The sequence below is a fragment of the Paraburkholderia sp. FW306-02-B genome, assembly GCF_058782725.1.
Window position 1 is genome coordinate 1,836,034 of record NZ_JBYSXZ010000002.1, and the last position, 12,927, is coordinate 1,848,960.

At 64.0% G+C, this 12,927-nt stretch carries 9 protein-coding genes; 7 read left to right on the top strand and 2 right to left on the bottom strand.

Annotation, left to right across the window (positions count from 1 at the left end):
- Positions 1-66 precede the first annotated feature (66 nt).
- From lhpH to zwf, 3 genes are all read left to right on the top strand, one after another.
- Positions 67-1,074: a trans-3-hydroxy-L-proline dehydratase gene (gene lhpH, locus AC3WOG_RS29440; RefSeq protein ID WP_492581340.1), complete on the top strand. Its 1,008-nt coding sequence runs from the start codon at positions 67-69 to the stop codon at positions 1,072-1,074.
- Between the two features lie 51 nt (positions 1,075-1,125).
- Positions 1,126-2,064 (top strand): bifunctional Delta(1)-pyrroline-2-carboxylate/Delta(1)-piperideine-2-carboxylate reductase, encoded by a 939-nt coding sequence (gene lhpI, locus AC3WOG_RS29445; RefSeq protein ID WP_492581341.1) that lies wholly within the window; start codon positions 1,126-1,128, stop codon positions 2,062-2,064.
- Between the two features lie 235 nt (positions 2,065-2,299).
- Positions 2,300-3,781 carry a glucose-6-phosphate dehydrogenase gene (zwf, locus tag AC3WOG_RS29450; protein WP_492581342.1) on the top strand — a complete coding sequence of 494 codons (1,482 nt, stop codon included), beginning with the start codon at positions 2,300-2,302 and terminating at the stop codon, positions 3,779-3,781.
- A 126-nt stretch (positions 3,782-3,907) separates the two neighbouring features.
- On the opposite strand, the gene AC3WOG_RS29455 is transcribed toward zwf, so the two are convergent.
- Both AC3WOG_RS29455 and AC3WOG_RS29460 read right to left on the bottom strand, forming a co-directional pair.
- Positions 3,908-4,942 carry a response regulator transcription factor gene (locus AC3WOG_RS29455; protein ID WP_492581343.1) on the bottom strand — a complete coding sequence of 345 codons (1,035 nt, stop codon included), beginning with the start codon at positions 4,940-4,942 and terminating at the stop codon, positions 3,908-3,910.
- The gene (locus AC3WOG_RS29460; protein WP_492581344.1) at positions 4,935-8,399 is read right to left on the bottom strand and encodes an ATP-binding protein; all 3,465 of its coding nucleotides are present in this window, start codon (positions 8,397-8,399) and stop codon (positions 4,935-4,937) included. Before AC3WOG_RS29460 ends, AC3WOG_RS29455 begins: the two co-directional genes overlap by 8 nt.
- 274 nt (positions 8,400-8,673) lie before the next feature.
- On the opposite strand from AC3WOG_RS29460, the gene urtA reads away from it, so the two are divergent.
- The 4 genes from urtA (at position 8,674) to urtD (ending at position 12,902) form a co-directional block, all read left to right on the top strand.
- On the top strand, positions 8,674-9,939 hold the full coding sequence (gene urtA / locus AC3WOG_RS29465; protein ID WP_492581345.1) for an urea ABC transporter substrate-binding protein: 1,266 nt from the start codon (positions 8,674-8,676) through the stop codon (positions 9,937-9,939).
- 69 nt (positions 9,940-10,008) lie between these two features.
- On the top strand, positions 10,009-10,926 hold the full coding sequence (gene urtB, locus AC3WOG_RS29470) for an urea ABC transporter permease subunit UrtB (protein ID WP_492581346.1): 918 nt from the start codon (positions 10,009-10,011) through the stop codon (positions 10,924-10,926).
- 72 nt (positions 10,927-10,998) lie between these two features.
- Positions 10,999-12,162, top strand: coding sequence for an urea ABC transporter permease subunit UrtC (gene urtC, locus AC3WOG_RS29475; protein ID WP_492581347.1), 1,164 nt, complete (start codon positions 10,999-11,001; stop codon positions 12,160-12,162).
- Complete coding sequence (gene urtD, locus AC3WOG_RS29480) at positions 12,159-12,902, top strand: urea ABC transporter ATP-binding protein UrtD (RefSeq protein ID WP_492581348.1); 744 nt, start codon at positions 12,159-12,161, stop codon at positions 12,900-12,902. The genes urtC and urtD overlap by 4 nt, the downstream gene beginning before the upstream one ends.
- Positions 12,903-12,927 lie beyond the last annotated feature (25 nt).

Here is a 12,927-nt window from a genome sequence, read left to right on the forward strand (position 1 = left end):
CGACAGCGTTCGCTTGCTGACGTTTTTCATTGCTTTTCCATTGTCCAGGCGCAGGATGACCAACGCATGAAACTGAACCGCATGATCAGCACGGTCGAAGTGCATACAGCCGGCGAACCGTTTCGCATTGTTACGAGCGGGTTGCCGAAGTTTCCCGGCAAGACCATTGTCGAGCGCCGCGCATGGCTCAAGGAACACGCCGATCATTTGCGCCGCGCGCTGATGTTCGAGCCGCGCGGCCACGCCGATATGTACGGCGGCTATCTGACCGGGCCGGTCAGCGAAAACGCCGACTTCGGCATTATCTTCGTGCACAACGAGGGTTATAGCGATCACTGCGGTCACGGCGTGATCGCACTCGCCACCGCTGCCGTCGCGCTCGGCTGGGTCGAGCGCAGCGAACCGGAAACGCGCGTCGGCATCGACGCGCCGTGCGGCTTCATCGAAGCCTTCGTGCAGTGGGACGGCGATCACGCGGGCCACGTGCGCTTCGTCAACGTGCCGTCGTTCATCTGGCAGCGCGACGTGACGGTCCAGACGCCGAGCTTCGGCGAAGTGCGCGGCGATATCGCGTTCGGCGGCGCGTTTTATTTTTACACGTCGGGCAAGCCGTTCGATCTGAACGTGCGCGAAGCGGAGATCGATCGCCTGATCCAGTTCGGCGCCGAGGTCAAACAGGCGGCGAACGCGGCCTTCAAGGTCGAACATCCGCGGATTCCCGAAATCAACCATATCTACGGCACGATCATCGACAACGCGCCGCGTCACGCCGGCTCGACGCAGGCCAATTGCTGCGTGTTCGCCGACCGGGAGGTGGACCGTTCGCCGACCGGTTCCGGCACCGCGGGCCGGGTCGCGCAACTCTATCTGCGCGGCGAATTGGGCCGCAATGAAACGCTCGTCAACGAATCGGTGATCGGCACGATTTTTCGGGGCCGCGTATTGTCGCAGACGAAGCTCGACCGCTTCGACGCGGTGATCCCCGAGATCGAGGGCGACGCGCATGTGTATGGATTCGCCAACTGGATCGTCGACGAACGCGATCCGCTGACTTACGGTTTTCTGGTGCGCTGAGTTGACTGAACCCATTGTGCAACCCATTGCAAGGATTGAATGAACCCGCCTATGACTCGCCCGACCACGCAGATTTTCGACACCGCCGCCACCGCGCGGCTGATCCCGTATGCGGCGCTCGTCGACGCATTGAAGCGCGCCAGCATCGACTACGCGCAGCAGCGCATCGCGAGCCCTGAGCGGCTCGTCGTGCCGCTCAACGACGGCGGCATCATGCTGTCGATGCCGGCCACCGCGCCCGATCTCGCCATTCACAAGCTGGTCAACGTGTGCGCGAGCAACGGGCCGCGCGGCTTGCCGACGATCCACGGCCAGGTGATGGCCTTCGACGCCGACACCGGCGAGACGCTGTTCATTCTCGACGGGCCGACGGTGACAGGACGGCGCACGGCGGCGATGTCGATGCTCGGTATCAGGACCTTGGCCGCGGCCACGCCGCGAGAATTCCTGCTGATCGGCACCGGCACGCAGGCGGTGAACCATCTGGAAGCGATCGGCGAACTGTTTCCCGAAGCGCGCGTGTGGGTGAAGGGCAGTGCGCCCGCGCGGGCCGAAGCGTTTTGCGCCGCGCAGCGCGCCCAGGGTAGCAAGGTACGCGAACTGCAACCGCTGGCGGATGCACGCGTCCCCGCTTCGATCGACGTCGTGATCGCGCTGACCACCAGCAAGCAAGCCGTCTACGACGAAGCGCCGCGGGCAGAGCGGCTCGTGATCGGCGTCGGCGCGTTCACGCCGGCGATGGTCGAGATCGGCGCGCGCACGATCGCGGGCAGCGCGCTTTTCGTCGACGACGCAGCCGGCGCGAAACACGAAGCCGGTGACTTCATCCAGGCAGGCGTGGACTGGTCGCAGGTCGGCGGAATTGCCGCGGTGCTGGAAAACGCCGCGTCGTTGCCGTCCAGGAAACCGATTGTGTTCAAGAGCGTCGGCTGCGCGGCGTGGGATCTGGCGGCATGCCGGGTAGCGCGCGAGGCCTTGTCCGGCGGCTGAGCAGGGTCGTCCGGACGGTTCGAAAAAGACTCGGCAAACGGCCCGGCAAAGGGTCCGGAAAAGGCTGGTCTTACGAGCCAAGTTGGCATATTGCGCCAACCTGCGGCACATGTTGCCGTGCAAACAATCTCAAAACGTTGCAACATAGGCGTTTGCCAGAAAAAAGTGCCGGTCAGCCGGCGCTTTTGCCCCCTGTCCTTTGACTCGACGCCTATCACGACGGTGCGACCGCGCTATGATTACCCAACACGCTTCTGCTACCCCCGACCTGCCGCTCGACATGATCATTTTCGGCGGCACCGGCGACCTGTCGTTTCGCAAGCTGCTGCCGGCGCTCTACATGGCGCATCTGCACTGCAATCTGCCGGCGGATACCCGCATTCTCACGATCGGCCGCAAGCCGTGGTCGCGTGAGGAGTACATCAACGAATTCATGGAATTGAAGGCGAAGCCCTTCATCGACAAGAAGGCCTTCGATGCCGCCGCGTGGGACAAATTCCTCGCGCTGTTCGAGTACGTGCGCATGGACGTCGATTCGGTCGAGGATTACGCGCGTCTGAAGGCGGTGTCACGCCCCGGGGTACGGCGCGTGTTCTATCTCGCGACTTCGCCGGATCTGTTCACGAATATTTGCGACAACCTCTCGGCGGCGGGGCTGGTCGACGAGCATTCGCGCGTCGTGCTGGAAAAGCCGCTGGGCCACGATCTGGCGTCGGCGCAGGAAATCAACATAGCGGTTGGCCAGCATTTCAGCGAAGCACAGATCTACCGGATCGACCACTACCTCGGCAAGGAAACGGTGCAGAACCTGATGGTGCTGCGTTTCGGCAACGCGATTTTCGGCCCGCTGTGGCAGGCGCCGTACATCAAGCGCGTGCAGATCACCGTGGCCGAAGAAGTCGGCGTGGGCAGCCGCGCGGGCTTCTACGACAAAACCGGCGCGCTGCGCGACATGGTGCAGAACCACTTGCTGCAACTGCTGTGCATCGTCGCGATGGAGCCGCCGGTGTCGCTCGATCCGGATGCGGTGCGCGACGAAAAGCTCAAGGTGCTGCGCTCGCTGCGTCCGATGACACCCGAAGATATCGCCCGCGATACCGTGCGCGGCCAGTACACGGCAGGCGCGGTGAACGGCGAGCCGGTCAAGGGCTACCTCGAGGAAGACAACGTGCCGGCAAACAGCCGCGCCGAGACCTTCGTCGCCTTGCGCGCGCATATCAACAACTGGCGCTGGGCCAACGTGCCGTTTTTCCTGCGCACCGGCAAGCGTATGCAGAAGAAGGTGTCGGAGATCGTCATCGAGTTTTCCGAGTTGCCGTTCTCGATCATTCCGAGCGGTGGGCGCAACTACGGCAACCGTCTCGTGATCCAGTTGCAGCCGGAAGAATCGATCCAGTTGCAGATGCTCGCGAAGGAACCCGGCAGCGGCATGCACATGCTGCCGGTGAATCTGAACCTCGATTTGCAGCAGGCGTTCACCGAGCGTCGCGCGGAAGCGTACGAGCGTTTGCTGATCGACGTGATTCGCGGGCGCCTGACGCACTTCATGCGCCGCGACGAACTCGAAGCGGCATGGGCGTGGGCCGAGCCGATTCTCGCCGGCTGGCAGAAATCGGGCGACCGTCCGCGCGGCTATACGGCGGGCACATTCGGTCCGGCGGCGTCGACGGCGCTGATGGCGCGGGAAAATGCGGTGTGGGCGGAAGAATCGCAGTAAGCGAGTTGACGTAGGGCGCGGCAGGTTGGTTGCATGACAGGCGGACCTGCTGCGCCGCTACGCGGGATCCAGCGATGCGAGCCTGCTGGCGGCGAGCCTCGGGCATTGAGTATCAAGCGTCGATCTTCAATACCGCGTGCTCGCCTTGGCGGCGATCGCTGCCGCCGCCGCGCGGGTTTCCACATGCAGCTTGCCGAACACATGTTCGAGGTGCTTGTTGACCGTGCGCGGCGCCATGCCGAGGATGTCGCCGATATCGCGATTGGTCTTGCCGCGTGACAGCCATAGCAGGACTTCCGCTTCGCGGGCCGTCAGGCTGAATTGTGCGGCGAGCGCGCTGGTGTGCGCGGCATCGTCGAATTCCTCGAGCAGGATCACCCAGTCGCCTCGCGTCGCGCGGCCGAGTACCCGCGCGACGCGGCGCACGCCGTCGGCGGCCGTCTCGAAGGCGGCTTGCAGGTCGCAGCCCGTTTCGATCCAGCGCGCCAGCCATTGACTCAGCACCGGCGGCAGGCGCGGTCCGGCTTCGGCCAGCGGGTCCGCTAGCCGCGTGGCGTCGTCCACCGGGTTGTCCCGCGCGCTGTCATTGCTCTCCTCAGCCTGCGCACCGCTCGACCCATAGCGCGCGAGCCGCTGCCGCGCAAGGTTGCTCTGCCATCTGATTTCGCCGTTCGCGGCGGCAATCAGCGCCGCGCGCATGCCGATCTCGAGCACCATGTCCGCCTGGCGCTGCTGGCGCGAGCGCTGCACATGCGCGGCAATGCGCGCGCTGACCTCGCTCGGCTTCACGGGCTTGGTCACATAATCGATTCCCCCGACCCGAAAGCCCTGCACGACGTGTTCGCTGTCGGTCAGCGCGGTCATGAAGATCACCGGCAGATGCCGGTTGCGGGGATCGGCCTTGATCTGCCGGCAGGTTTCGAAGCCATCCATGCCGGGCATCAGCGCGTCGAGAAGTACGGCATCCGGCGTGATGCGCGCGAGGCGTTGCAACGCGGACTGTCCGTCGAGCGCGACCAGCACTGCGTAGCCGGACGCTTGCAGCGTATCGGACAGCAGCGCGAGGTTATCGGGCGTGTCGTCGACGATCAGCACGACCGGCTTGCCGTCGGGCAGTTCCGGTTGCGTGTCGGGGGGCAGGAGCAGGGATTCGTCATGCATCGGGATTGACCTGCCGGGTAGGCGCGAGCAACTGCGCGAGTTCAGTCAGCCGGAAGCGTCGCGCGAGGGTGCGCAACGGTTCGAGCAGGGTAGCGAGCTCCGGCGCGCCGCGCTCCGCTGCGTCGAGTTGTTCGATAAAGCCCTGCACGTAGCCCATTTCAAGTTGCGCATGCAGTCTCTCGCGCAGGGGGGCGGGTAAGCTCGCCGGCACGTCGGCCAGCGAAACGGCGGATGCTGGCGGCGCTGGGTCGCTTGACTCGACGATCCACTGTAGCTGCAGCAGTGCGGCCAGTTTGTCGAGCAGGAGCGGAATGTGCAATGGTTTGGCTAGGTAGTCGTCGCAACCGGCCGCGGCCCCTTTGTCGCGATCGTCGGCGAAGGCGTTGGCCGACAGGATCAGGATCGGCGCGACCGACAACTGGTTGTCGCGAATCAGGCGACTTGCCTCGAAGCCGTCCATGTTCGGCATCGAGACGTCCATCACGATGATGTCGGCCGACCCCGTGCCGAGCCATTGCAACGCCTCCGGTCCGCCGGACGCTTCCACCACCAGGAAGCCCAGCGGCGCGAGCGTATGCGTGACGATGCGGCGCTGCTCGGCGAGATCGTCGACCACCAGCACCGTGCGGCGCGGCCCGTCGTACCCCTTGACATCGAGCGGGCCGCTCGCCAGCAACTGGGGCGCGCGCACTTCCGGCGCGAACAGCTTGACGATAAAGCGGGTCCCGTTGCCCACCTCGCTTTGCACCTGGAGGTTGCCGCCCATCAGTTCCGTGAGCAGGCGGCAGATCGTCAGGCCGAGGCCGGCGCCGTGGTCATGTTCGCGCGCCGCCGCGCCGCGCTCGAACGGCAGGAACAGGCGCTCCAGTTCGGCGGCCGGCATGCCGGGGCCGGTGTCGGTGATCTCGAAGGTGAGGGTCTCCCACGCATAACCGGCGCGCACCTTCACCGAACCGCTCGACGTGAAGCGGATCGCATTGCCGATCAGATTGATGAGAATCTGCCGCACCCGCTTCTCGTCGACGCGCACGACTTCCGGAATGCGGCCGGTAGTCTGGAAATCGAAGTGCAGTCCTTTGTCGGTGGCCTGCGGTTCGAGCATCGCCGAGAGCTGCGTGACGAAGTCCGGCAGCGAAATCTCCGTCACGTTCAGTTGCAGCTTGCCCGCCTCGATGCGCGCGACGTCGAGCAAGCCGTCGACGAGCGCCAACAGATGCTCGCCGCTGCGATAGATGGTCGCCACCGCATCGCGGCGGGCCGGCGCCAGTTCGTCGGTGCCTTGCAGCAGCAGTTGCGCGTAGCCGAGGATGCTGTTGAGCGGCGTGCGCAACTCGTGACTGAGACCCGTCACATAGCGGCTCTTCGCGCGGTTGGCAGATTCGGCGGCGGCGCTCGCCTGCTGGAGCGCAGCGTCGGTTTTGCGGTGCGCCTCGATTTCCTGCATCAGCAGCTCGGCTTGCCGCTGCGATTCCTCCTGCGTGACCTTGCGGTTTTCGTTGGCGAGCACCAGCCACCACGCGGCGATGCAGCCGACCAGCGCGAGTGCGAAAAAGGCCTTCAGATACCCCTGCAGCAGCACGTCATGGACAGTAGCGTCGAGATCGGGCAGGGTTCGCACGCTTTGATACCACTGCACGGCAAGCACGCCGCCGAGCAGCGCGAGCACGACGATCAGCAGACCGGCGTACTGCGCGAGCCGTAGGCCGGCGGGCCCGAGCCTGAGCCGCGGGAACAGCGCATGCATCGACTTGCCGAACTGGGCCGGTAGTCGCGCGTGAGGCTTGCAGGAGTCGTTGCAGCGCGAGTCGAGTGCGCAGCACAGCGAGCAGATCGAACCGGCGTAGGCCGGGCAGTGCGCCATGTCTTCGCGCTCGAAGTTGTTTTCGCAGATCACGCAGCGCAGTACCGCGCCCGCTTCGAGGTCGCGGCCGTCGCGCGCCAGATAGAAGCGCCCGCGCGTGGCGATCGCCAGCAACGGCGAGCAGACAAAGGCGACCAGCAGCGCGATGAAGGACGACAGTGCTTCAGCGCTCGCGCCGAAGAGGCCCGCGTGGGACAACGCGGCAATCAGCGAGGCGATCACCATGGCGCCCACGCCGACGGGATTGATGTCGTACAGGTGTGCCCGTTTGAACTCGACACCGGGGGGGCTATAACCGAGCGGCTTGTTGACCACAAGATCGCCGACCACCGCGCCAATCCAGGCAATCGCCAGATTCGCATAGAGTGCGAGCACTTTGCTGATGGCTTCGAATACGCCCATCTCGACGAGCAGCAGTGCGATCAGCACATTGAACACGAGCCATACCACGCGCCCCGGGTGGCTGTGCGTGAGCCGCGCGAAGAAGTTCGACCACGCGAGCGAGCCGGCGTACGCGTTGGTGACGTTGATCTTCAGTTGCGAGACGATCACAAACAGCGTCATCGCGGCGAGCGCGCCTTCGGGCGAGTGGAACACGTAGTGATACGCGACCAGATACATCTGGGTCGGCTCGACGGCCTTGCCAGGATCGATCTCGTGCTGGATCGCGAGGAAGGCCAGAAAGGCGCCGCCCAGCATTTTCAATGCGCCGGGCACGATCCAGCCAGGGCCGGCCGAAATCAGCGCGATCCACCAGCGGACGCGATTCTCGCGTGTGCGCGGCGGCAGGAAACGCAGATAGTCGACCTGTTCGCCGATCTGCACGATCAGTGAGAACACCACCGTGCAGCCGGACCCAAACGCGACCAGGTTGAAGTCGTGGCCGTCCCCCGAGAGGCCGCCGAAGGTGACCCATTCAGCGAGCACGTGCGGCTCGCGCCACAGCACCACGGCGTACGGCACGACGAGCAGCACGATCCACAAAGGCTGGGTCCAGCCTTGCAAGCGGTTGATGAACGTGATGCCGAAGGTCACCACCGGAATGATGACGAGCGCGCTGATCACGTAGGCGACCGATAGCGGGACCTTCAGATAAAGCTCGAGCGCGAGCGACATGATGGCCGCTTCGAGCGCGAAGAATACAAAGGTGAAGATCGCGTAGATCAGCGAGGTCAGCGTGGAGCCCATATAGCCGAAGCCGGCGCCGCGCGTGAGCAGGTCCATGTCGACGCCGTTGCGCGCGGCGTAGTAGCTGATCGGTATGCCGGTCAAAAAGATCAGCACCGAGACGGCGAGGATCGCGTAGACCGCGTTCGTAAAGCCGTAGTTCACCACCAGCGCGCCGCCGATTGCCTCCAGCACGAGGAACGACACCGCGCCGATCGCCGTATTGGCAACGCGGAACTCCGACCAGCGCCGGAACGTGCGCGGCGTGAAGCGCAGCGCGTAATCCTCGAGCGTTTCGTCGCCGACCCATGCGTTGTAGTCGCGGCGAATCTTGACAATGCGCTGCGTGCCGCCGGACGGGGGACGCGATGCCCCAGCTTGGGTGACCGGGTCGGCGGGGCGCGGGGTTTGTGATTCCGTTTGGTGCATCGAGACTTTTCGTCGGCGGGTTCCGGGGCTAGCGGTGCGGTCATGCAAATTGCATTCCATTCGCGGCCGGCGCGACACCGTCGTGCCATCGGCGGCGCCTCGGCGCCACGGCTCGCGTGCCATGCCGACGCGATTATAGGGAGCGTAATTTCGCCGCGCCCTACGTCAACTGACGTATTGGGCCGCGCAAATTGGCTACCTACCTTTCGTGACGTCGACACCGTCAGCCGGTTTCCAGCGCGGGTCGCCCGACCACGACTACAAGGAGAATTCGATGTCACACGACGATCGGCACAAGCCCGGCATGCCTTCGGCGCTGCGCCGTAAACTGTTGATGGGCCTCGCTGCCGCGCCCGCGCTGGCGATGTCCGGCATCGCGCGGGCTCAGCAGTATCCGACCGCGAAGGTCAACACCACGCACCTGGCTGTGACCGACACCGAAGTGACCGTCGGCCAGCTGCATTCGGCGACCGGCACGATGGCGATCTCCGAAACCGGCTCGATTCAGGCCGAACGGCTCGCGATCGAACAGATCAATGCGGCAGGCGGCATTCTCGGCCGTCAGATCAAGATCATTCAGGAAGACGGCGCGTCCGACTGGCCGACCTTCGCGGAGAAATCGAAGAAACTGCTCGAAAACGATCACGTGGCCGCGGTGTTCGGCTGCTGGACCTCGGCCTCGCGCAAGGCGGTGCTGCCGATCTTCGAACGCGATAACGGCCTCCTGTACTACCCCACCTTCTACGAAGGGCTCGAGCAATCGAAGAACGTGTTCTACACCGGGCAAGAGGCGACCCAGCAGATTCTCTGGGGGCTGAACTGGGCGAACCAGACCAGGAAGGCAAAGAGTTTTTTCCTGATCGGCTCCGACTACATCTGGCCGCGCACGTCGAACAAGATCGCCCGCAAGCATATCGAGCAGCATCTGACCGGGTGCAAGGTGGTCGGCGAGGAGTATTACCCGCTCGGTACCACCAACTTCAACTCGCTCATCAACAAGATCAAGATCGCCAGGCCGGATTGCATTTACGCGATCATCGTCGGCGGCTCGAACGTCGCGTTCTATAAGCAGCTCAAGGCGGCCGGCATCACGGCGGACAAGCAGTTCCTGCTGACCATCTCGGTGACCGAGGACGAAGTGCTTGGCATTGGCGGCGAAAACGTCGCGGGTTTCTACTCGGCGATGAAGTATTTCGAATCGCTCGACAACGACAACAACAAGAAATTCGTCGCGGCGTTCAAGGCCAGGTATGGATCCAGGTCGGTGATCGGCGACGTTACCCAGGCGGCCTATCTCGGCCCATGGCTGTGGAAAGCGGCGGTGGAAAAGGCCGGCAGTTTCGACGTCGACAAGGTCGTCGCCGCATCGCCCGGCATCGAGCTGAAGACCGCCCCGGAAGGCTACGTGAAGATTCACCCGAACCATCACTTGTGGAGTCGCACGCGCATCGGTCAGGCACAGGCGGACGGCCAGTTCAAGGTAGTGGCCGAATCGCCCGATCTGATCGAGCCGAACCCGTTCCCGAAGGGTTATCAGTAAAGCACGAATCAGCTGCGAGTCAGGTGCGCTGCTGCGTGAGCGCGCGCGGATCATTTCGAGGAGAGAAGCATGTCGGCTTCGGACATTCTTAACGTCACGCTGATGCAGGGCTTTGCCGGCCTGAGCCTGTTCAGCGTGCTGCTGCTGATGGGGCTGGGGCTGGCGGTGATCTTCGGCCAGATGGGCGTCATCAACATGGCGCACGGCGAGTTCATGACGATCGGGGCATACACGATCTACATGTTCTCGCAACTGGCCGACAACTACTGGCACGGATTTGCGCCGATGTACTTTCCGTTCGCGATCTGCGCGGCCTTCGTGCTGGCGTTTGCGGCAGGCTGGGTGGCGGAGTGGGCGCTGATCCGCCATCTGTACCGGCGTCCGCTCGACACCTTGCTCGCTACCTGGGGCTTGAGCCTCGGGATGCAGCAGGTGTTTCGCTCGGTGTTCGGCCCGAAGGAGGTTAGCCCGACCTTGCCGGACTGGCTGATGGGTTCGTGGTCGCCGAAGCAGGGGCTCGACATTCCGATCAACGGACTGTTCGTGATGAGCCTCGCGGTGCTGATGACGGGCGGCGTGCTGCTGGCGCTTTACCGTTCGCGCTGGGGGCTGCGGGTGCGCGCCACGGTTGCGAACCGGCAGATGGCGAACGCGGCCGGCATCGATACCCGCAAGACCGACCGGCTGACCTTCGCGATCGGCTGCGGGATAGCGGGCGTGGCGGGCGCGGCGTTCACCGCGATCGGCTCGACGGGACCGACCAGCGGCTCGCTCTACATCGTCGATTCGTTCCTGGTGGTGACCTTCGGCGGCGCGGCGAGTCTGCTCGGCACGGTGGCGTCCGCGTTCGGCATCGCGCAGATGCAGTCGATCAGCGAATTTTTCATGACCGGCTCATCGGCTCGCGTGGTGACGCTGCTCACCATCGTCTTCGTGCTGATGATGCGCCCGCAAGGGCTCTTCGCTTCGAAGGTGCGCCGTGCCTGATCGCTCATTGACTGCGCCACTGACCGTGCCACTGCGCTGTACTTTCAATCGCTTCAGCCCGGAGAAACGAGTATGGACCAGCTGAACCCTTCCGCCGGTGTGTCCGCCGCGCCGGACCCCGCTGCGGCCCGCGCCGGCTTGCGGCCCGCGCTGAAGCGCTGGCTGACGAGCGATGGCTACGGCAGCATTGTCGTGCTGGCGCTGCTGATCCTCGTCGTATTTCCACTCGCGCTCGATGTGTTCCGCCTGAACCTGATGGGCAAGTATCTGACCTATGCGTTCGTCGCGGTCGGGCTCGTGATGGCGTGGGGCTACGGCGGCGTGCTGAGCCTCGGGCAGGGTGTGTTCTTCGGCCTCGGCGGCTACTGCATGGCGATGTTCCTGAAGCTCGAAGCTTCGGACCCGATCAGCACGAAGATCCAGTCGACGCCGGGCATTCCCGACTTCATGGACTGGAATCAGTTGACCGCCTTGCCATTCTGGTGGAAGCCGTTTCATTCGCTGCCGTTTGCGCTGGCGGCGGTGCTGGTCGTGCCATGTGCGCTCGCGTTCGTGGTCGGCTTCGCGATGTTCAAGCGGCGCGTGGGCGGCGTCTACTTCGCGATCATCACGCAGGCGGTGGCGCTGATCCTGTCGGTGCTGATCATCGGCCAGCAGGGCTATACCGGCGGCGTGAACGGCATCACCGATCTGCGCACGCTGCTCGGCTGGGATATTCGCGGCGATGGAGCAAAGCTGATCCTGTACTTCGTCAACGCGGTGCTGTTGCTCGTGGCGATCCTCTGCTGCCGGCATATCCAGCGCAGCAAGCTCGGCACCTTGCTGCTCGCGATGCGCGACAAGGAAGACCGGGTGCGCTTTTCCGGCTACGACGTCGCCATGTTCAAGGTGTTCGCGTTTTGCATCGCCGCTACGCTCGCGGCGATCGGCGGGGCGATGTTCACGCTGCAGGTCGGCTTCATGTCGCCGTCGTTCGTGGGCATCGTGCCGTCCATCGAGATGGTGATCTATGCCGCGGTGGGTGGGCGCATGTCGCTGGTGGGCGCGGTCTACGGCGCGGTGCTCGTCAATCTCGGCAAGACGTGGTTCTCCGAGAGTTTCCCGAACCTGTGGCTGTTCCTGATGGCCGCGCTCTTCATCGGCGTCGTGATGGCGTTTCCGAACGGGCTCGCCGGCCTCTACGACAGCCATCTCAAACCGTGGCTCGCGCGCCGTAGCGCAAGGAGCGCCTCATGAGCAATACCGATTTCGTGCTGGCCGTAGAAGGGCTGAGCGTGTCGTTCGACGGTTTCAAGGCCATCGATTCGTTGAACCTGTATGTCGATCGCGGCGAGTTGCGCGTGGTGATCGGTCCCAACGGCGCCGGCAAGACCACGCTGCTCGATCTGATCTGCGGCAAGACGCGCGAGAGCGAAGGCAGCATCAAGTTCCGCAATGAGGAGATGACGCGGCTGCCGGAGTTTCGCCGCGTGCGTAAAGGGATTGGCCGCAAGTTTCAGACGCCGTCGATCTATGAAAACCTCTCTGTGTTCCAGAACCTCGAGGTGTCGTTTCCGAGTGGACGGGGCGTGTTCGGTGCGCTCGCGTTCCGGCGCAGCGACGATGTGCTCGACCGCGTGCGCAGCGTGGCCGGCGAGATTGGCCTTGAAAACCAGCTCGATCTCGAGGCTGGGCTGCTATCGCACGGGCAGAAGCAGTGGCTGGAAATCGGCATGTTGCTGATGCAGGAGCCGGAGCTCCTGATGCTCGACGAGCCGATTGCCGGTATGAGTGTGCGCGAGCGCGAAATCACCGCCGAACTGCTCAAACGGATCTGCCAGAACCGCTCGATGATCGTGATCGAGCATGACATGGCGTTCGTCGAGCAGATCGCGCACAAGGTCACGGTGATGCACCAGGGAAAGATTCTCGCCGAAGGGGCGATGGAACAGGTGCAAAACGATCCGCGCGTGATTGACGTTTATTTGGGCCATTAGGCCTGGGCCATTCAGGCCGACGAGG